Below are 20999 nucleotides of genomic sequence, written 5' to 3'. Positions count from 1 at the left end.
TATATCTATTGTGTGTTTTTAAGAAGCGTTGCCGCTTTTTTTAAATCCTCTAAAGTATCTATATCTATACTCGATTTTTCGTCCATAAGATAGCATTTTGTTTTTTCTTGTAAAAAATGGGGATTTGTTAAAAATGTTTTAATTTTTAAAATATAAATCGCACCATTGCTTATATATGTTTTTGGTAATTTTTGACGAGACATAAAAGGATAATCATTATTGCAAATTCCTTTTAAATAACCTTTTTCATCATTGATGAAAGCTTTTAAAATTTTATTATCACACTCGCATACACTGATGATAGAGTCAGTTTTTTCTTTTTCAAAAAACTCAAAGGCTTCATCGATATGCGATGTTGTTCTAAGAGGTGAAGTGGGTTGCAGTAAAATGATATTATCATATCCTTTATAAAATTGCAAACTATGCAATATAACTTTATCGCTAGTAGTATCATCTAGAGCAAATTCTCTAGGACGCTTTAGAATTTCTATATCTTGACTTTTACCATAGTTTAAAATTTCATCACAATCACTACTTAATACAATTTTGTCAATATACTTAGAATTTTTAGCAGCGTTTATAGTGTAGTAGAGTAGTGGTTTGCCTTGAAGTAGGGTGAGATTTTTCTTTTTGATACCTTTTGAGCCACCACGAGCTGGGATAAGTGCTAAGGTCATTTTAAGTCCTTGAAAATTTTTTGCTGTTTGATTTTGAAAAAATCGCCATTTTGCAAGTGTTTAAAAAATAATTTCGAACTGTCTAAAATTTTTAATTTCTTATTTTTATTTATATTATTTGGCTTTTGAAGTGTATGTATGGCTTGTAAAATTACTTCCGTTTTTGTTTCTACGCACTTAACGCTCTCTTGCCCCTTTCTTCCATTTTGCCTTGAGCCTACAAGTATGCCTGGGATATTTAAATACACTGCTTCCTTTAAGATACAGCTAGAATTTCCTATGATGAAATCGGCATTTTTCAGTAAAGTTATAAAATACTCAAAACGCAAAGAGGGAAAAATTTAAAATTTTTAAATTTCTTTAAATCTTCATAGCTTTGAAGAATTTGTTCAAATCCCAAGTCATTGTTGGGATAAATAACAATGTAATTTTTTTTTTGACTTTTTTAAGAGCTTCAACCAAACAATCGCTTTGCTCTTTTAAAGTGTGAAATTCCGTAGTGACAGGATGAAACATCACTAAAGCATAATTTTCATAAGGAATATCATAGTAGTTTTTTGCTAATTCAAGTGAAATTTTATTGTGTGCTAAAATTTCTAAATCAGGAGATCCTATGATAAAAATGGAATCTTCGGCTTCTCCCATTTGAATCAGGCGTTTTTTAGCCATTTGATCATTAACTAAATGAATATGTGCAAGTTTAGAGATGGCGTGTCTTATACTATCATCAATTGTGCCTGAAATTTCACCCCCTTCAATATGTGCTACCAAGATATTATTAAGACTTCCCACCATACAAGCAGCCAAAGGCTCAATTCTATCGCCGTGAACGACTATTAAATCAGGTTCTAACTCGTGGATAAAACGCGAAAAGCCGTCTATGGTCGCACTTAAAGCCTTATCCATTTGAAAATATTTGTCGTGATTGATAAACTTAAAAATATTTTTAAAGCCGCATTTTTCTATCTCTTTCACAGTTAGTCCAAAATTTTTACTCATATGCATACCTATTGCAAAGATAAAAAGTTCAAAATCATTTGCTTTTTCAACTTTTAGCATTAAAGATTTGATTTTAGAAAAATCTGCTCTCGTGCCTGTGATGAAAACAATTTTTTTCATTGAAAATCCTCTTTACTAAGCTGACTATCACACTCTATATCCCTCAAAGCTTTTTTGCCTAAAATATTTTCAAACTCACGAGCAGGAATACCGCCTAATGAGGGTCTTTTTACCCAAATATTTTCCTCGCTTAAAATTTCACCCCTTTTAATAGGCTTAATGCTTACCACACTTGCAAAAGCAAAATCGATAGTAACTTGTTCTTCTTTTGCAGCTTCTTTTTTGGCATTTAAGCCTCTCATTAATGCCATTTGCTCACTTTGTATGATGAGTTCTTTTAGGGCATTTTCGTCCATAGAGCAGATGATATCAGGTCCTTGTCTATCCATTGTATCGCTAAAATGTCTTTCTATCATACAAGCACCAAGTGCCACAGCTCCTAAACAAGCAAGATTATTAGTCGTGTGATCGCTAAGTCCCACAAGAGCATTAAATTCTTTTTGTAAGGTTAGTATAGCGTGAAGTCTTACAAGATGAGGGGGAGTTGGGTAAAGATTTGTCGTGTGTAAAAGCACGAAAGGCACTTCAAAATCTTTTAAAATTTTTACACTTTGTGTAATGCTTTTAATGTCGTTCATACCGGTGCTTAATATTATGGGTTTTTTAAAGGAGGCGATATGTTTAATGAGTGGAGTGTTATTACATTCTCCAGAGCCTATTTTATAGGCACTTACTCCCATATCTTCTAAGCGATTAGCTCCAGCTCTACTAAAAGGAGTGCTAAGATAGACAAGTCCTTGTTTTTCTACATATTCTTTAAGCTCTCTTTCATCTTTCTCATTAAGCGCACATTTTTTCATAATCTCATAAATGCTAATTTTAGCATTCCCAGGTATGACTTTTTTAGCCTCCTTGCTCATTTCATCTTCTATAATGTGCGTTTGATGCTTGATGATTTTAGCTCCAGCTCTTGCAGCAGAATCGACCATAAGCTTGGCTAATTCTAGGCTACCATTATGATTAATCCCTATTTCAGGCACAACTAAAGGAGAAGTATTTTGTGAGACGATTAATTTTCCTATTTTTATTTCTTGCATTAAAATCTCCTTGTTTTAAGATGATGTTTGATATTGCTAGGAAGTTTAATAAGATCTTTAATGAGGCGATAATAAAGATTATCCGTTAATTTTGAGTTATCGTAATTTCTAAGTTTCCGTGCATTTTTATAAGCTCTTTTTGAAGGTAAGAGCATATCATTAATGTGGTTTTGAGGTTTATTTTCTAATGTAAAATGATTAAGATGAGAAGTTGAGGGGGGGGGGGGGGGGTTATAAATTTGGCTAAAGGACTAGTAGGACAAAGGCAATAAATTTTTACATCGTAAAGTTCTTTTAATAATTCTAAGGCTTCTAATTCTATATCTTGAGTGTGTCCATTATATTTTTTAAAATCGCCAAAAATACGCGTAAGATTTTCTCCTTGCGTATAAGCATAAGTTGAGCCGGTGTTATAAAAATCAATCCCAGCCAAATAAAGCTCTTTATAACCCATAGCTACGGCAATTGCACACATATAAATCGCACTTGTAAAACGGCGATTTTCATAAATATCATTAAAAATAGTCCAGGCATAAAACTTTTCCAATCGACTTAAAATTTCATGCCCCATAGTGCTATCTGGGTAAAAATCCTTAAAATTTTCTAAAAAATCTTTCTCCTCGAGATGTTTATGTGAGGAGCAAAAAATCAAAGAGGTGGTATATTCTTCATTTTTAATTAATTCTTTAAGAGTATAGTAATTTTCAAAAAAGACGCAAGAATTAAAAAATACAGCTTTAAGCTCTTTTCCTAAATAGTATTTATCTTCAAGATAAAATTGATTACAACGAAAAACATCATAATCTTGCGGCAAAAGAGTGTAATCTATGTTTTTTAAACTAGGAGCATTACCAGCGATGATAGCTTTTTTTATGTTCATATCAAAACCTCTTAAATAATGTTGTAATTCTTATTTGCTTATTATACAAAAATAGGATAAAGTAAAAAATTAAAAAATAGATACGATAATAATATATAATTAAGGATTTTAAAATGAAAATGCGAATTTATTATGAAGATACAGATGCTGGGGGAGTGGTGTATCATAGCAATTATTTAAAATTTTGCGAACGCGCTAGAAGTGAACTTTTTTTTAAAAAAAATGTTGATATTTTCGATGCAAAAAGTGGGCATTTTTTATTAACTCGTGCTAATTGTGCCTTTTTAAAATCTGCTAGGCTTGGAGATATTGTGGAGGTTAAGACAAAAATTTTAAATTTCAAAAAAGCTTCACTTGTGATAGAACAGGAGATTTTTAGAGAAAAGGAGCTTTTGTTTAAGGGCGAATTTACCCTAGCTTTTGTGAAAGACTCAAAGCCCACAAGGATAGACGATGCTCTTAAAAGACTTTTTGAAGAGCTATTCTAACTCTTCAAAATTTCCAGCCTTACCTTGCATTAAGCGAACTTTGTAAATAAATTGAGAATTGTTTAATTCCTCTTCGAAAATTCTTTCACTTTTGGGATTTAAAAAATTTGTGTAAAAATAATCAAGCCCCACACTAGTCGCATAAGCGACCCAGTTATAATCTAAATTTTGTGCAAACATTTCGTTGAGATAATTTAATTCTTCATCGTTTTTATCGATAGAATTTGCAATGATAAATTGACGCCTATCACCTTCTTGTGTGAGGCTTAAAAAGGCTGGATTGTAATTAAGTTGGGTAGAAAATAAAACATTAGTGCGGATATTATGCACACGAATTTGAGAGCTTAAAAGAGCGGTTTTAATTAAAGGAGTGTTAAAAAATACAGAAGCACCTCTTAGTCCCCTTAAAACCCTTGCAAAGTCAATCTTTTCATCGCCTATTTTGTAGATTATTGCGTTAGGATCTTGGGCTTTTATTTTAGAATTTAGCTCGTTTAAAAGAGCACTTTCATCACTTAATATGGCGTTAAAGCCGTTAGATTTATCGAGTAATTTTTTAATTTGCGCATCATAATCTATACTACCAAAATAAATATTTTCATTATGAATTTGCGTAGTGCTTTTGTGAGTGGTTGGAATGAAAATTTTTACATCTCCTTGGTAGTTTTCTAAGGCTTTTACGCCTTTATTGGTAAATCCAGCAATGGCAAATTTATAGCCTTGAGAGCTGATTTTGCGTAAGGTTTCTTTGATCTTTTGCTCCTCTTCGGTGCCGATTAAAAAAACTTCAACCTTAATTTCAGCTCTTTGTTTTAAAAGATAAGCAATGCTTGAATTGATAATGATATTGGAGTAATTTTTGATAGTTTTTTCAGGTATGATGAGCGCAAGCTTTACGGAAATAGTATTTTTATTATCAATTTTTTGTAAATTTTTTTCAAAATCCGTGATGGAATTTAGGAGCTTTGCGTAAATGTTGGATAAAATTTGGTTTTGATTTTCAACAAATTCACTCAAAAAACTAAGATACATTTTTTCTTCTAAAAGCTCCAATAAGCAGCCTTCATTGCATTTTTTATTTTCTAGATTAACATAGCTTTCTTCAGGTGGGATAAAATTTAAAAGCTCTTGCTTTTTTGCTTGCGCGAAAGTAAAAAGCAAAATAAGACACAAAAATATTTTTTTCATAAAAATCCTTTGAGTTTTTTTAAATCGTTAAAAAATTCTTCTTTGAAACTGGGATTTCTTTCTAAAAATTCTCCATCAAAACTTGCTAAAATGAAAAAATCTTCATAGGCAAAAAGCTCACCTTTGAGAGCTTTAAAATTTGAAAAACCTAAAGCTTTTAGGGCGTATTCTCCTAGACAAAGAAGGATTTTTGGTTTAATGAGTTTGATTTCATTAAGCAAAAAAGGCAAACAAGAATGCAAGGCAAAATCATCATTTTTATTTGCACTAAAACATTTGAAAATATAAGAAAAATAAAATTCATCTCTGCTTAAATTGAGAATTTTTTCTAAAGAATTGAAAAGAAATTTACCCTTTTTAGATTGAAGTAAAATTCCGCTTTCATTTTCATTTTGTGAGGCGTGAGTATCTAAAATAAAGAGTTTGCAAGGCTTTAATCTCTCCTCCATTAAAATTTTTTTACGCGTTTTTGAAAAATTGCAAAGAGTGCAGGTCGCAATTTTATCGCGTAAGGTTTTAAAATCATCTAACCTGTCTAGTTTAGAAAAATTTTGAGGGCTAAAATCATAGCCCATAGCCTTAAGATAATGTAAAGAGCGTATCATAAATTGTTAAGTTTAGCTAAATTTTGTCCATCTAAGCGATAAGTGCGAATGTCTTTGAGATGTGTTGCATTAAGTTTTTCGTAAAAATTAACGCCTTGAGCGTTATCATTGAGGCAAACCCAAGAAAGCATAGTGATATTTTCTTTTTGACAAAGCTCACCGATAAATTCAAAAACCTTACGCCCATAGCCTTTTTTGCGAAAATTTTTTCTAATATAAATGTCCTCTATATAAATTCCTCTTTCGCCTAAAAAAGAGGAAATGGTGTAAAAAAAGATAACATAGCCTACAATTTGTTCGTTTTCTCTTAATATAAAGGCTTTTGCGTGTTCGTTTTTTAAAAATAAATTTGCAAGTTTTGCTTCATCACATTTGAGATAGTCTAGTTTATTTTCATATGCCGCAAATTCTTTAAGCATAGTTAAAAGTTCGTTTAAATTTTCTTTTTCTAAGGGTTTGATACTAAAATTTTTCATTATAATTTCCTTAATTCATCATTTCAAAAATTGAAATTTAGCAAAATAACTTAAAAATTACTCTTAATTAAAAGATTTTATAAGTAAATTTAGATTATAATCTCTGCTTAAATTTTATTTTAAGGAAAAATAATGAAAAGAACTTATCAACCGCATAAAACTCCTAAAAAACGCACTCACGGCTTTCGTGTGCGTATGAAAACTAAAAATGGTCGCAAAGTGATTAATGCTAGACGCGCTAAGGGAAGAAAAAGACTTGCTGTGTGAAATTTTCTAGATTTGATAATGCTGGAGAATTTGTTGCTGTTTATAAATCTGGCAAAAAATGGTTTTGCGATGGACTTATTCTTTTTTATCTTCCTACAAACGAAAGAAAAAGAGCGGTCGTTGCGAGTAAAAAAGTTGGGAAAGCTGTGGTGAGAAATCGTGCAAAGCGTGTTTTAAGAGCTTTATTTGCAAAGGTTGAAAATGACCTAAAAAATGGCAAATATGTTCTTGTTGCAAAAGCGGATTTAAATGAGTTTTCCTTTTTGAAGTTAGAAAAAAGTCTAAAATGGGGTTTAAAAAGAATACAATGTTTAAGATAGCATTTTTGACTTCCTTGCGTTTTTATCAAAGATTTTTAAGCCCTTTAAAACCTCCTGTTTGTAGGTATTATCCAAGTTGTTCAGAGTATGCTTTTTGGCAGTTTGAAAAAAATAATGCTCTTTTTGCTTTCTTTTTAACTTGTTTTAGAATTATAAGATGCAATCCTCTTTTTCGTGGTGGCTTTGATTATCCTAAAGTTTTTAAGATTTTCAAAAGTGATACTTTATGTTTTAAACCTAAATTTTTAGCACAAAAAAAATTGCATTTTTTATATATACCTTGCGAAGATAAAGGCTTTTATCTCGTAAAAATAATCTTTAAAGGAAATTAAGTGAATCATTCAAATAATAACAATATCTTTCAGCAAAAACGCATTTTATTAGCCGTTGTGCTTTCTTTTATCTTTTTTGTGGCTTATGATTATTTTTTCTTGCCTAAGCCAAATTTAAATGAACAAAACATTACGCAAAATAACACAACAAAAACTCAAAATTTAGAGGCTAATGTTGCTCCTAAGCTACAAGAAGACCTAGCCAAAAGTGTAGAGACAAATGGAGCTTTAAGTAGCGTTAAAAGTGGAGTTTTGGCAAGTGTGGAAAGTCCGCATTTTAAAGCGGAAATTGACACACTTGGACGCATTTCAAGTTTTTATCTCAAAGATAAAAAATATCTTAATGAAGATAAAAGTCAAATCAATCTCATCGCTAAAGAGCAAAATCCTCGCCCCTTAGAATTGCGTTTTTCAAATAGCTCTATTAATGAAGAAGCTTTTAAAACGGATTACAAAACTAGCACAAATGAGCTTTTTTTAGACACAAATGAGAGTAAAAAACTTGTTTTAACGCAGAATTTATCAAATTTAAAAGTAGAAAAAATCATCACTTTTAACCCAAGAGGAAATTATGAAATTGAGGTTCGATTAAATCAAAATGCACCTTTTTTCATCACTCCGGGCTTTAGACCTAGTATAGCGGTTGATTCTTATACCGTGCATGGAGCTTTAGTTTTAGATAGTGAGAATACTACCCATACCTTTGAAGATGGAGATATGGATATGGAGGAGCGTATCGATAAAGCTTTCATCGCTTCAGCTTTTGATAGATATTATGCGAGCTTTTTTTATAATTTTGACAAGCCTTTAAACCTTACCATTTCTAAAGATACAAATGATAATCCTATTTTATTTGCCTATGCAGATAGAGAATTTAAGGCAGGTGGCTATATAGGTGCTAAAGAACACGAAGCTTTAAGGGCTATTGATAAAAGGCTTGAAGATGTTGTGGAATTTGGCTGGTTTACCTTCATCGCTAAACCTATGTATGTAGGACTTGACTTTTTATTTAAGCATATAGGAAACTGGGGTTGGGCTATTGTTGTTTTAACCTTGATTGTGCGTGTGATTTTATTCCCACTTACTTATAAATCTATGATTTCTATGAATAAGCTTAAAGATTTAGCCCCTAAAATGAAAGAGATTAGGGAGCGTTATAAGGGCGACCCTCAAAAGATGAATATGCATATGATGGAGCTTTATAAAAAACACGGTGCAAATCCTATGAGTGGCTGTTTGCCTATACTTTTACAAATTCCTATTTTCTTTGCGATTTATCGTGTTTTATTTAATGCTATTGAGCTTAAAGATGCGCCGTGGATTTTTTGGATACAGGATTTATCAGCGATGGATCCTTATTTTATCTTGCCGATTTTAATGGGTGCTACGATGTTTTTACAGCAGCTCATCACTCCTATGACTATACAAGATCCTTTACAAGCTAAGATTATGAAATTTTTACCTGTAATTTTTACAATCTTTTTCATCACTTTCCCTGCTGGACTGACGCTTTACTGGTTTATCAATAATCTTTGTTCTTTGCTTCAGCAATGGATAATTAATAAGATGTTTGAAAAAGAACATCACAAAAGAGAAAGCGAGAAAGCGAAATGAAAATAGAAGCTAAAGACCTCCAAAGTGCCTTAACGGAAGCTTCTATCAAGCTTGAATGCTCTGTGGTAGATTTAGAATATACCATTTTACAGCAGCATAAAAGTGGCTTTTTAGGTTTTGGGCGTAAAAGTGCTATTATAGAAGTTGAAGTAAAAAGATACAAAAAAAAGCATTTTAAAAAAGAAAATAAGCCTCATTTTAGAAATGAAGAAAAATCAAATCATTTTCAAAAAACAGACAAAGTCGTAAAAACAGAAAGTGAGTTTAAAAAAAATGAGTCTAAAATTAAAAAAATGGAAGAAAATGAGCCTAAAACTGAAGTAAAAATGGAGTCAAGTAAAAAAGAAAAATATGTCGTTAAAAGCGATGCTATTTTTGATAGCTTTCATAAAGAAGACCATACTAGTCGTAATCAAGATGACCTTTTGGACGAGATTAAAATTCAATTAGAAAGACTTTTAAAAATTTCTTGTTTTCAAATTTCTTTAAAAGAGATTAAAATGTATAATGAAAATTGCATTTTTATCCGTTTAGATGGTGAAGACTCCGCACTTTTAATAGGTAAAGAGGCACATCGCTATAAAGCCTTTTCTTATCTTTTGCATAATTGGATTAATTTAAAATATAATCTTTTAGTTCGTCTTGAAATTGCCGAATTTTTAGAAAAACAAATTCAAGGAATGCAATTTTATTTGCAAGGTGTGGCGGAAAAAATTAAACAAAGTGGAAGAGGGCAGACTAAGCCACTTGATGGGGTTTTGATTAAAATCGCCTTAGAAGAATTAAGAGCAATGTTTCCCCACAAATATGTAGGCATTAAGCAAAATGGCGAACAGCGTTTTGTCGTGGTTAATGATTTTGTAAAAAAAGATGAATGATACCATAGCCGCCCTTGCAACAGCCTATGGCACAGGTTCTATTTCTATCATAAGAGTAAGTGGAAGTAGGGCTTTAGAGCTTGGCTTAAAGCTTTCACATAAAGATGAGTTAAGTCCTCGTTATGCGTATTTTGTCAAGCTTTTTAATGATGAAAATGTCTTCATTGATGAGGCGATTATGATTTATTTTAAAGCACCCTTTAGCTTTACGGGTGAAGATGTGGTAGAGTTTCAAATTCACGGCGGCTTTAGTGTAAGTGAAATTTTATTAGATGAATTATTAAAAAATGATGTGCGTTTGGCTAAGGCTGGGGAATTTAGCAAAAGAGCGTGTTTAAATGGCAAAATGAGCGCATTAAAAGCTTTAAATATCCAAGATCTTATCAATGCCAAATCAGCCAAATCAGCCAAAATTATCGCTAGAAATATGCAAGGAACTTTAGCTAATTTGATAGAAAAAATCAGGCTTGATTTAGTGAAAAGTTTAGCCTTTGTGGAGACTAGCATTGATTATGCGGATGATGATTTACCAAGTGATTTAATGACTCAAATTTGCACGATGTGTGAAGAAAATGCGAGAATTTTAGAGGAGATTTATACCCTTTCTCAAAGTAAAAAAGCCCTTTTGGAGGGCTTTAAAATCGCCATCATAGGTAAGCCAAATGCAGGCAAATCCTCACTTTTAAACGCTCTTTTAGCCTATGAAAGAGCCATAGTATCGCCTTTGGCGGGAACGACACGAGATTTTATAGAAGAAAGCCTTAAAATCGGCACACATTTAGTCAAAATCATCGATACCGCAGGTATTAGAAAAGGCGAGGAAGCAATCGAAAAAATAGGCATTGAGCTAAGTAAAAAAAGCATTGATGAAGCAGACATTATCCTAGCACTTTTTGACTCCTCAAGGGAATTTGACGATGAGGATAAAGAAATTTTAAGCCTTTTAAAAGCTAGTGAAAAAAAGATTTTTTATCTTTTAAATAAGTGCGATTTAAAAAAGAAATTTGAAGGTCCTAGCGAAATTCATTTTTTAAAAATCAGTGCCAAAGAGGACATAACGCCCTTAAAAAAGACTTTAGAGACTTATTTAAATAGCCTAGATAGCGAGGGTTTTTTGGTAAGCTCACTTGATTTTATCCACTCTTGTAAAAAGGCTAGTGAAGCCATACAAAGGGCAAAAACGCTTTTAGATGAGAGAGTTTTGGAGCTTTTTGCTTTTGAGTTTAATATGGCGATTGAAGAGCTTACAAAATTTACCAAAGATTTTAAGAGGGAAGAAATTTTAGATGAAATGTTTAGTAATTTTTGCTTAGGAAAATAAAGGATATAAAATGGATAAAGAAACAATCAAAGCCCATAAAATTAGCGATGAGGAATATGCTGAAATTTTAAACATCTTAGGTAGAGAGCCAAATTTACTCGAGCTTGGCGTGATTTCTGCGATGTGGAGTGAGCATTGCTCTTATAAATCAAGCAAAAAATACCTTAATGGCTTTCCCACAAAAGCGCCTTGGGTCATACAAGGACCGGGAGAAAATGCCGGCGTGATTGACATAGGCGGAGGTATGGCAGCAGTTTTTAAAGTCGAAAGTCATAATCACCCAAGTTTTATCGAGCCTTTTGCAGGGGCAGCTACTGGAGTAGGGGGGATATTAAGAGATGTTTTTACTATGGGAGCTAGGGTCGTTGCAGGGCTTAACTCCTTAAAATTTGGCGACATTAAAGACGCAAAAGTTGCTAAACATCAAAAATATTTACTCAAGGGCGTGGTGAGTGGAATTTCACATTATGGAAATTGTATGGGAGTGCCGACAATTGGCGGAGAGTGTGCCTTTGAACCTTGCTTTAATGGCAATATTTTAGTCAATGCCTTTGCGCTTGGAATTTGTAAAATAGAGGATATTTTTTACGCTAAGGCTGAGGGCGTGGGAAATCCTGTCATTTATGTGGGCTCTAAAACGGGACGCGATGGACTTGGTGGAGCGGTGATGAGTTCTTCAGGTTTTAACGAAGAGAGTAAAAAACTCCGTCCCACAGTCCAAATAGGCGACCCTTTCAGTGAAAAACTTTTAATGGAGGCTTGTTTAGAGCTTTTTGAGAAAGATTATATTGTAGGCATACAGGATATGGGTGCAGCAGGGCTTACTTCAAGTAGCTTTGAAATGGCTGGGCGTAGTAGAAGTGGAATGAGGCTTTATTTAGATAAAACTCCTATGCGTGAAGAGGGTATGAGTCCTTATGAATTAATGCTTAGCGAGAGTCAAGAAAGAATGCTTATTTGTGCGAAAAAGGGTTTTGAAAATGAGGTCATAGAAATTTTTAAAAAATGGCAGCTTGATGCCGTAGTTATGGGCGAGGTTACAGATACTGGTTTAATGGAGCTTTTTTGGCATAATGAAAGGGTAGGGCTTATCCCTATCGAGCCTTTAAGTGAAAAAGCACCGATTTTAGATAGACCTATAAAAGAGCCTAGCTATTTAGAAACAATTAAAAAAGAAAAATTCGAACTAAAACTCCCTATAAATGAGCTTTTTAAGCAAATGTTAAGTAATGAAAGTGTTAATGATAAAAGCTTTATTTACGAGCAATTTGACTCAAGCGTGGGGACAAATACTATAAAAGCGGACGGCGCTTTAGGTGCGAGTGTGCTTAGAGTTAAAGAAAATGGTGCGGCTTTAGCTATGGCTATGGAGTGTAATTCAGCGCTTAATTTCATCGACCCTAAAAAGGGTGCAGCTATGGCTGTGGCGGCTGTGGGGAGAAAGATAGCTTGTGCTGGGGCTAGGGCTTTGGCAATTAGTGATTGTCTAAATTATGGCAACCCACAAAATCCCGAAGTAATGTGGCAATTCGCACAAGGTTGCGAGGGCATAAAAGAGGCTTGTAAGGCTTTAAATACGCCTGTTGTAAGCGGTAATGTTTCTTTATATAATGAAACAGACGGCATTAGCATTTATCCAAGCCCTACCATAGTGGGCGTGGGAGTGCAAAAAAACGCAAATTTGACCCTTAAAGCGAGGATAGAAAAAGAAAATATCGCTCTTTATCTTTTAGGAGAGAGCTTTGGGGAATTTGGTGCCTCTTTAGCGATGAAAGTGCAAGATAAAAAGACAGCAGGTAGCATAAAAGGCGTGGATTATAAAGCCGAACTTACACTTTGGGATTTGCTCATAAGTGCAAATGAAAAAGGGCTTTTAGAGTGTGCTAATAGCGTGGGCGTGGGAGGCGTGGCTTTAAGCGTGGCTAAAATGGTCGCCCTTTCTTGTGTGGGGGTCGATTTAAAAAGCGAATTTAAAAATGAAGCGTGGCTTTTTGAGGAAAGTGCTTCAAGGGCTGTTGTGGGAGTAAAAAATGAAGAAGCCTTTTTAAATTTGACGCAAAAATTTGGCATAAAAGCTTATAAACTAGGACTTAGCACGAAAAAGCAAGAATTCATTTTTGATAGCCTTAGTTTAAGCTGTGAGGAGCTTAAAAAGCTCTATTTTGAAAGTTTTAAAGAGCAGATATTATGAGTGGAATTTTACTTCTTATTTTAGTCGCTTTCATTTTTTATTTATATTATAAAAAATGGGGCAAAAGTGAATTTGTAAATTCAGCTAGTCGCGGTGCTAAGGGCTTTGCAAGAGGCTTTGCTAGGGGGGTAATGCAAGAGAGGGTTGAGGAGTTTAAAAGGCGTATGAATTATTATGTCATCGCCCTTTTGGCTAAGATTGCTAAAAGTGATGGCAGGGTTAGCGAAAAAGAAGCTGAAATGATAAGCGAACTCCTAGACGCAAATGCGAAAGATGAGAAAGAAAGGGCGTTTTTAAAGTCCGCTTTTAACGAGCATAAAGAAAATTTAAATGATGTTTTTGAAGTGGCTAAGGATTTTTTAAAAGAGGTCCCCCTCCCTAAAAATGAAAGGCTAAATGTGCTTAGAGTGCTTGTTTTTATGGCTTTGATTGACGGGGAATTTAATGCGAAAAAAAGAGAACTCCTAGAGCAAATTGCAAGAGCTTTTAATATAGCAAAAAGTGAGCTTGAAGCCTTTATAGAAAGCTTTTCTAGGCTTAAAAGTCCTAAAAAAGAATTAAACGAAAATGAAGCTTACGCACTTTTAGAGCTTAAGACTGGAGCAAGTTTAAGCGAGGTCAAAAAGCAGTATAGAGCTTTAGCGAAAAAATACCACCCCGACATCTTAAACGCAAATAATGTCAGCGAAGAAGAGCTTAAAAGAGGCGTAGAGCAATTTCAAAAAATCAACGAAGCTTATGAATTTTTAAAGAAAAAGTTAAGTTAAGGAGTAAAAATGAAAATTGTATGTTTAGATTCTGCGACTTTAGGCGGAGCGGATTTAAGCTTATTTAGCGAATTTGGGGACTTTGTAAGCTATGAGCTAACGCCCAAAGATAAGGTTATCGAAAGGCTTAAAAATGCCGATGTGGCGATGGTTAATAAGGTCATTTTAGATGAAAATGTGCTTAAAAATACAAATTTAAAACTCATTTTAGAAACAGCAACCGGGCTTAATAATATAGACCTTGAGTATGCTAAAAAGCGTGGCATTACCGTTAAAAATGTCGCAGGATACTCGACAAAAAGTGTCGTTCAACATAGCTTTGCCTTAATCTTTGCTTTTTTAAATCAAACGATTTTTTATAATGACTGGGTAAAAAAGGGCAAGTGGTGCGAGAGTGAAATTTTTACCGATTTTACACAAATGCTAAGTGATTTAAGCGGTAAAAAACACGGTATTATAGGACTTGGGACCATAGGTAAAGAAGTGGCTAGAATTTCAAGTGCCTTTGGGGCTAGGGTGTGCTATTATTCTACAAGCGGAGCAAATCATAACGCAGAGTATGAGAAAATAGAGCTTAACGAGCTTTTAAAAACTTGCGATATTATTAGTATCCACGCACCGCTTAATGATAAAACGAAAAATTTACTTTCTTACAAAGAGCTTATTTTGCTTAAAAATGAGGCGATTTTGATTAATGTAGGGCGTGGAGGCATTATCAATGAAGCAGATTTAGCAAAAGCTTTAGATGAAAAGAATTTTAGAGTGGGGCTTGATGTTTTAGAAAATGAGCCTATGCTTAAAAATCACCCCCTTTTAAGCGTGAAAAATAAAAATAAGCTTTTAATCACCCCGCACATTGCTTGGGCGAGTAAGGAAAGTTTAGCAACTTTAATCCAAAAAGTTTATGAAAATTTAAAGGAGTGGGTAGAAAATGGCAAGTGAGCATAGTTTTGACATTAGCGGAGCGGTTGATTGTGGGGAGCTTAAAAACGCCCTAGAGCAAGCTAAAAAAGAGCTTGAGAGCAGATACGATTTAAAAGGCGTGAAAAGTGAGCTAGAATTTAGCGAAAAAGAAAGCGTTTTTAAGCTTTTATGCTCGAGTGAAGCAAAGCTTGAGGTTTTAAAGGATATTGTGATTTCAAAGCTTATCAAAAGAGGGATTAATCCTAAGGGTATTAAGGAGCTATCCCGTGAGAGTGGGGCTGTTTTTAAGCTAAATTTAAAGGTTAATAACGCCATAGACAGCGAAAACGCTAAAAAAATCAATAAGGCGATTAAGGATAGCAAACTCAAGGTAAGCTCTCAAATAAGAGGCGAGGAAGTGCGCGTGAGTGCGAAGCAAATTGACGATTTACAAGCGGTAATAAAGCTTGTCAAAGAGCTTGATTTAGAGCTTAATCTTAGCTTTAAAAATTTAAAATGAAATATTTTCTTAGCTTTATTTGTGCCTTATTTTTGTGTGCGTGTGCGACAAAGAGTGAAAATAAAAAGGCTCAAAGTATACAGGTTTTCATCTCTTCTTCTAGCTTTAAGATTAACGAGGCGGGTTTTTTAAAGCGTGAAAACTCCGTCCTTTCTTTAGAGCTTTATAAATTCGCCAAGCCCTTTTTTAAGCTTAATCTTAAAGAAAAAATTTGTCTTAATGGCGTTTGTTATGCGAAAAAAGAATTTAATCAAAAATATCTAAAAAACGCCTATTATGAGGACTTTTTACGCGACATTTTAGAGTTAAAGCCTCTTTTTGAGGGCGAAAATTTAGAAAAAACGCCGTGCGGTTTTAGCCAGAAATTACGCCGCAAAGATAGCGTGATATTTTATGAAATTTGCGATGAAAAACTGCGTTTTAAAGATGAAATTTCAGGGCTTAGGATAATGATTAGCCGTTTTTAGGGGAAATAATGCTTGAACTTAAAGAATTTTTAAACGAACCTAAAATTGAAAAAACCAAGCTTTATCAAAGACTTCAATGCTCTAAAAATGAAGCCTTGATTTTGAAAGAGCTTTGTAAAAGCTATGTTTGTGCCAGTGCCTCCGTGAGTGCTTTTAGCTTACTTGTGGGACTTTTTGGGGAGAAAGATTATGCTTATTTAGATTATTTAGAGGATTTAAAAGGCTTGATTAAACGCGGTTTTGTAACGAGTGGTTCGGGCTTTTTTAAAAATATCGATTCTAATAAATTAAGCAATTCTAAGTTAGTTTTATTACAAAGCGAACTAAGCCTTAGTCAGTATTTTTTAGACTTTATTGATAGCAAAACCTCCTTTAAAGTGCCTAAAATTAAAGCTTATGGGGCTTATTTGGAGTATTTAAGGGACGAGTTTTTAAAAGTGGAGTTTTATGAAAGGCTTTCTTTCGCAAGGCATAGCGAGTATTATGCCGTGCTTAAAAGCCACATTAAAGAATTTGAAAAGTATATTAAAGAGTGCTTGAAACTTAGTAAATTTCATAATGTCTTAAATGCGATTTTCAAAGAACACGCCCTAAACGCTAAAGAGCAAATTCTCTTCCTAGCACTCTTAAAGGAGGAATACACCCTAAGCCACGAAAACTCAGCCGCCAGAGAGCAAAACGCTTTGCTAAATTTAATTAGCGAAAACGAGCTTGAACTGCGTCAAAATAAAAAGCTTTTAGAGGACGATTCTAAGCTTTTAAATTTAATCGAGTATGATGAGTATTTAAACGCTTTTGGAGAGCTTTCTAAGAGTTTTTTTATCAGCGATGAAGTGTTAGAAAGGGTGATTAATTCCCCTACCAAACAAAACCAAAAGCTAAAACTTGAAAGCCTTGTCAAAGAGCAAGAAATTTTCGAACTCATCGAGCCAAATATTGACATTAATGACATCATAATGCCAGAAAACACCAAAGAGCTTTTAAGCAATATCCTAAAACAAAAAGATAAAAAAGTCCTTGAAAGGCTTAGTTTATGGGGGATTAAAAGCTCTAAAAATATCGAAGCAAAGATTATTTTCTACGGACCCCCGGGCACAGGTAAAACAATGTCAGCATTTGGCGTAGCTAAGGCTATGAAAAAGGCGGTTTTAAGCTTTGATTGCTCTAAAATTTTAAGCAAATGGGTAGGCGAGAGCGAACAAAATGTGCGAAAAATTTTTGACACTTATAAAAATATCGCCAATTCTTGTAAGCAAAGTCCCATTTTACTGCTTAATGAGGCAGACCAGTTTTTAAGCACACGCATAGAGGGAGGCAGTGGAAGTGATAAAATGCACAATCAAATGCAAAATATTTTCTTAGAGCAAATCGAGCGTTTTAGCGGAGTTTTAATCGCCACGACCAATTTTTTAGAAAGCCTTGATAGTGCCTTTTCTAGGCGTTTTGATTTAAAGATTGAATTTAAAAAGCCTGATTTTAAGGACAGGCTTAAGATGTGGGAGAAATTTTTGCCTAAAAATGCGGATTTTGAAGAGGCTTTTGAGCTTGAAACTCTAGCTAAATACGAGCTAAGTGGCGCACAAATTCTTATGGTCGTGAAAAACACAGCCCTAAAAACAGCCATTTCAAAGGACGGCATTTTTACGATGAGAGCTTTTTTAGAAAGCATACAAAAAGAGCTTGAGGGAAGTTTTGATAAAAGTAAAATTGTAGGATTTTAGTTTTCAACTCCCATTTTTCCATATTTTACAAAAAAAAAAAAAACGATTTTTCAAATTTCTCTTTACTTTTTGTTAATTTTTCCTTATAATTACAATTATTTTTATCTTATTTAGATAAGGATTTAGTTATGAAAAAACATCTTATTCTTGCGGGGGGGGGGGGGGGTAACTCCAGCTTTAAAAGGCTTTACTTTATTTTCTTGTAGTTCTTTAATTTTCCTTACAGTAGATTTAAATGCCCAAACTATTACCATTGCTAACAATAATAGGTTCATAAATCATAATCATTACGGCAAAACACTAATAGTAAATTCCCACTTAAATACGGGCACTTATAGCGGTATTAAAGCTTCTCTAGGACTATATTTCACAACCATTAAAAAACTTGATATACAAGAAAAAGCTTCTATAGAATCTTGGCTTGATACACAAAACGCAACTATAAATCAAGTGGATATTAATAGCGGAAATGTTGCAGGGTTTCATTTCAAAGGAGGCACTAAGATAACAACTATAGATATCAAACAAGGAGGACGCATGCGCACTATGTATATACGTAATCCTAATGTAACTATCGAGACTTTAAACATCGAAGGCACCATTGCAGGCTGGGCTCAGTATGGCGGTATTAATAATCAAGGAGGAAAAATAAATACTATCACTGTCAGTAACGGAGGTAAAATCGAACAAGGCGTTAGAAATAATAACGGCACTATACAAACCTTAACTATCAACCAAGGACAAGTGCAAGGTGGCGTTCATAATAATCGAAACGGAAGAATAAATACTATCACTGTTCAAGGAGGTACTATCCATAATGGCATTAGAAATAATAACAATGGCACTATACAAACCTTAACTATCAATAACGGGACTATTAATGGTGGTATCACTAATAACCGCACTATGGGAAGCATTAGCGTGAGTGATAGCACGGTAAATGGAGGGATTAATAATAATAATAATAGTAAAATTAATAACGGCATAAACATCACAAATTCCACCATAGGCGGCAATATCGTCAATTCAGGCGCTAACGCTAGCACAGGTCCTATCAGCATCACAGGAACAAGTAATGTAAGTGGCAATATCGTTAATTCAGGCACTAACGCTAGCACAGGTTCTATCAACATCACAGGAACAAGTAATGTAAGTGGCAATATCGTTAATCAAAACGGCGCAAATTTTAATAATCAAATCACCCTAGAACAAAACTCCAAACTAGGAGGCATTTCAAATAATGCAAATTCTACGATGGGCGGAACGCTTGATTTAAAAGGCGAAGTAGGAACAATCAGCAATGCTGGAACTTTTAATAGCACTTTAACTTTAAGCAATAAAGTAGGAACAATCAGCAATTCTGGAACTTTTAATAGCACTTTAACTTTAAGCAATAAAGTAGGAACAATTGAAAATAAGCAAGGCGGAACGATAAGTAATGACATTACTATTAATAGTGGTGGAAGCGTAGAAGCGATTAATAATGAGGGAACTATGAAAAACATCACTAATAATGGAACTTTAAGTAGTATCACAAATTCAGGCACTATGCAAAACATCACTATACAACAGCAAGGAAAAGTAGAAAATATCACAAATTCAGGCACTATGAAAGTCATTACAAATAATGGCACAGTAACACTCACTTTAACAAATAGTGGAGGAACGATTGATAAGGTTACAAACGCCGCAACTGGTGCAACCGCCACTATCCACAACACAGGCACTATTAACAATGAAATTGAAAATAAAGGCACCGCAACTATCCACAATCAAGGCACAATCACAAAGGGTATCATCAATGACGGCGGAACTTTAACTGTTGTTAATGACTTTAGAAGGACTGAAGGGATAAAAGATTTTCAAACCATAGGAGAGATAGGTAAAACAGCAAATGGTGTCCATATAGAAAATAACAAAAATGGTAAGCTTAATATCCCTATTTGGTATTTTAATAAAGAAGAATATACCACACAAGAAGAGAGAAAAAACAATGCCTTACTTGTAGATGGAGATTATGCAAACATTAGCTTAGAAAATGCTTTTGTTAGCACACATAATTTAGATGTAGATGAAACCTATGATGCTTATAGCCTCATCGCAGATAAAAACGGCAATAAGATAGGAGATAAAATCAATAATGGTCAAGGTGTAAATATCAATAAACTCTATTCTGTTTCAGGCATTTATACCTTTGAAAATTACGGGGATAAGGGTCGCTATAGAGCTATCATTAATAGAGATGAGCTAAGTGGTAGAACCCTAGCACAATCTATTATTTATTCTCAAAGAGTAAGAAATGTCAATCTCTCAAGGATGCTAAGAGAAGCCACCACTCAAGTCTTTGTTTCAGGTAAAAAAGGTGAAACAAATGCTAATGGCAAAAGCTTAAGCCAGTTAGAGCGACTCCACACCCATCACAGAGATGAAAACTCTCACAACCATAGCTTTGTGATTCCTTATTATCAAAACTTTAGCGCAAACTTAGGAAGTGAGACAGGGACATTAAAATCAAATTCCTCAGGTATGCTTATCGCTACACAAAGACAACTTCCAAATGATTATGGAGTCTTAGGAATTTATACAGGCTTTGAAAATGTTGATCAAAAGGTTAATGCACAAAGATTAGAAATAGATGGAAATTCTTATTATGCAGGTTTAACTTATAAAAATAGCTTTTATGAAGATGATTTAACAACTTATTTTATGAATCTTACCACTAAGATTGACTATATAAAAAGAGATGTAACTAAGGCTTACCGTGGTTATATAGGCTCTGTTAGTTCTACTGCAAAGGTATTTGGATACGGGGCTAATGCTAGAGTGGGACTAAGTCATTATCTTAAAAATGATGCAAAAATCTCTCCTCAAATAGGCTTTAATTATCTAGGTATGCACTCTAAGCCTTTTACTCTTAATCACTTAGGAGGCACAAGGGAGCATTATCTTTCTCAAAATTTTAATTTCATCGATGCAGTAGCAACGGTAAAATATGAAACTCCTTGGATTAATCGTTTTAAAACAGCTGTGGCACTAGGAACGATTATTAATGTCTATAAAGATGCAAAAGGAACCTTACATCTTGATAGCAATGTCTTAAATGCTGAACTTGACATTGCTAGACTTTATGGAGTAGTGCAAGGGGGAATTTCTTATGACTTGACTAAGGATTCTGATATTTCTTTAGGATATAGTGGAATTTTCTCTTCAGCTAATATTATAAGATCT

The 20999-nt window shown here is 33.9% G+C and carries 21 protein-coding genes and 1 pseudogene; 14 read left to right on the top strand and 8 right to left on the bottom strand.

Annotation, left to right across the window (positions count from 1 at the left end):
* Positions 1-5: 5 nt before the first annotated feature.
* From NYG92_RS07025 to NYG92_RS07005, 5 genes and pseudogenes are all read right to left on the bottom strand, one after another.
* Positions 6-677 carry an acylneuraminate cytidylyltransferase family protein gene (locus NYG92_RS07025; RefSeq protein WP_289233949.1) on the bottom strand — a complete coding sequence of 224 codons (672 nt, stop codon included), beginning with the start codon at positions 675-677 and terminating at the stop codon, positions 6-8.
* Positions 674-1796: pseudogene (gene neuC, locus NYG92_RS07020) on the bottom strand (UDP-N-acetylglucosamine 2-epimerase). Before neuC ends, NYG92_RS07025 begins: the two are co-directional and overlap by 4 nt.
* Complete coding sequence (locus tag NYG92_RS07015) at positions 1793-2833, bottom strand: N-acetylneuraminate synthase family protein (RefSeq protein ID WP_289233948.1); 1041 nt, start codon at positions 2831-2833, stop codon at positions 1793-1795. Before NYG92_RS07015 ends, neuC begins: the two are co-directional and overlap by 4 nt.
* Entirely contained in the window at positions 2833-2988 is a 156-nt protein-coding gene (locus NYG92_RS07010; RefSeq protein ID WP_004277348.1) for an alpha-2,3-sialyltransferase, read from the bottom strand. Before NYG92_RS07010 ends, NYG92_RS07015 begins: the two co-directional genes overlap by 1 nt.
* A 29-nt stretch (positions 2989-3017) precedes the next feature.
* Positions 3018-3713, bottom strand: coding sequence for an alpha-2,3-sialyltransferase (locus NYG92_RS07005; protein WP_289233947.1), 696 nt, complete (start codon positions 3711-3713; stop codon positions 3018-3020).
* Between the two features lie 113 nt (positions 3714-3826).
* Between NYG92_RS07005 and NYG92_RS07000 the strand changes: the two genes are divergently transcribed.
* Positions 3827-4201, top strand: a complete 375-nt coding sequence (locus NYG92_RS07000; RefSeq protein ID WP_270977646.1) for a YbgC/FadM family acyl-CoA thioesterase — start codon at positions 3827-3829, stop codon at positions 4199-4201.
* Here the strand turns inward: NYG92_RS07000 and NYG92_RS06995 are convergent.
* The 3 genes from NYG92_RS06995 to NYG92_RS06985 are packed head-to-tail and all read right to left on the bottom strand — an operon-like array spanning position 4193 to position 6470.
* Positions 4193-5389, bottom strand: a complete 1197-nt coding sequence (locus NYG92_RS06995; protein WP_289233946.1) for a hypothetical protein — start codon at positions 5387-5389, stop codon at positions 4193-4195. The genes NYG92_RS07000 and NYG92_RS06995 overlap by 9 nt on opposite strands.
* A complete protein-coding gene (locus NYG92_RS06990) occupies positions 5386-5994 on the bottom strand; it encodes a uracil-DNA glycosylase family protein (RefSeq protein WP_004275161.1) in 609 nt (202 codons plus the stop codon). Before NYG92_RS06990 ends, NYG92_RS06995 begins: the two co-directional genes overlap by 4 nt.
* The gene (locus NYG92_RS06985; RefSeq protein ID WP_289233945.1) at positions 5991-6470 is read right to left on the bottom strand and encodes a GNAT family N-acetyltransferase; all 480 of its coding nucleotides are present in this window, start codon (positions 6468-6470) and stop codon (positions 5991-5993) included. The genes NYG92_RS06990 and NYG92_RS06985 overlap by 4 nt, the downstream gene beginning before the upstream one ends.
* Before the next feature lie 132 nt (positions 6471-6602).
* Here NYG92_RS06985 and rpmH point away from each other — a divergent pair, with 132 nt between their 5' ends.
* From rpmH to NYG92_RS06920, 13 genes are all read left to right on the top strand, one after another.
* A complete protein-coding gene (gene rpmH, locus NYG92_RS06980; RefSeq protein ID WP_004277342.1) occupies positions 6603-6737 on the top strand; it encodes a 50S ribosomal protein L34 in 135 nt (44 codons plus the stop codon).
* Entirely contained in the window at positions 6734-7057 is a 324-nt protein-coding gene (gene rnpA / locus NYG92_RS06975) for a ribonuclease P protein component (protein WP_257405502.1), read from the top strand. The genes rpmH and rnpA overlap by 4 nt, the downstream gene beginning before the upstream one ends.
* Complete coding sequence (gene yidD / locus NYG92_RS06970; RefSeq protein ID WP_270977638.1) at positions 7045-7389, top strand: membrane protein insertion efficiency factor YidD; 345 nt, start codon at positions 7045-7047, stop codon at positions 7387-7389. Before rnpA ends, yidD begins: the two co-directional genes overlap by 13 nt.
* Positions 7390-9003: a membrane protein insertase YidC gene (gene yidC / locus NYG92_RS06965; protein WP_289233944.1), complete on the top strand. Its 1614-nt coding sequence runs from the start codon at positions 7390-7392 to the stop codon at positions 9001-9003.
* On the top strand, positions 9000-9881 hold the full coding sequence (locus tag NYG92_RS06960) for a Jag N-terminal domain-containing protein (protein WP_289233943.1): 882 nt from the start codon (positions 9000-9002) through the stop codon (positions 9879-9881). The genes yidC and NYG92_RS06960 overlap by 4 nt, the downstream gene beginning before the upstream one ends.
* A complete protein-coding gene (gene mnmE / locus NYG92_RS06955; protein ID WP_289233942.1) occupies positions 9874-11202 on the top strand; it encodes a tRNA uridine-5-carboxymethylaminomethyl(34) synthesis GTPase MnmE in 1329 nt (442 codons plus the stop codon). The genes NYG92_RS06960 and mnmE overlap by 8 nt, the downstream gene beginning before the upstream one ends.
* 10 nt (positions 11203-11212) lie before the next feature.
* A complete protein-coding gene (purL, locus tag NYG92_RS06950) occupies positions 11213-13393 on the top strand; it encodes a phosphoribosylformylglycinamidine synthase subunit PurL (RefSeq protein ID WP_289233941.1) in 2181 nt (726 codons plus the stop codon).
* Positions 13390-14160, top strand: a complete 771-nt coding sequence (locus NYG92_RS06945) for a molecular chaperone DjiA (protein ID WP_289233940.1) — start codon at positions 13390-13392, stop codon at positions 14158-14160. The genes purL and NYG92_RS06945 overlap by 4 nt, the downstream gene beginning before the upstream one ends.
* Before the next feature lie 9 nt (positions 14161-14169).
* Entirely contained in the window at positions 14170-15102 is a 933-nt protein-coding gene (locus NYG92_RS06940) for a D-2-hydroxyacid dehydrogenase (protein ID WP_270977628.1), read from the top strand.
* Positions 15092-15583: a YajQ family cyclic di-GMP-binding protein gene (locus NYG92_RS06935; protein WP_027303680.1), complete on the top strand. Its 492-nt coding sequence runs from the start codon at positions 15092-15094 to the stop codon at positions 15581-15583. The genes NYG92_RS06940 and NYG92_RS06935 overlap by 11 nt, the downstream gene beginning before the upstream one ends.
* On the top strand, positions 15580-16050 hold the full coding sequence (locus NYG92_RS06930) for a hypothetical protein (RefSeq protein WP_289233939.1): 471 nt from the start codon (positions 15580-15582) through the stop codon (positions 16048-16050). The genes NYG92_RS06935 and NYG92_RS06930 overlap by 4 nt, the downstream gene beginning before the upstream one ends.
* An 8-nt stretch (positions 16051-16058) precedes the next feature.
* Complete coding sequence (locus NYG92_RS06925) at positions 16059-17771, top strand: AAA family ATPase (RefSeq protein WP_289233938.1); 1713 nt, start codon at positions 16059-16061, stop codon at positions 17769-17771.
* A 147-nt stretch (positions 17772-17918) separates the two neighbouring features.
* Positions 17919-20999, top strand: a 3081-nt coding sequence (locus NYG92_RS06920; protein WP_289233937.1) for a hypothetical protein, incomplete at its 3' end; no start/stop codon positions are given.

This window comes from Campylobacter felis (assembly GCF_030250085.1).
In the GTDB taxonomy this organism is placed as follows: domain Bacteria; phylum Campylobacterota; class Campylobacteria; order Campylobacterales; family Campylobacteraceae; genus Campylobacter_D; species Campylobacter_D upsaliensis.
The sequence above is the reverse complement of the archived record's forward strand: the minus strand, read 5'-3'. Positions and strand labels throughout refer to the sequence as shown.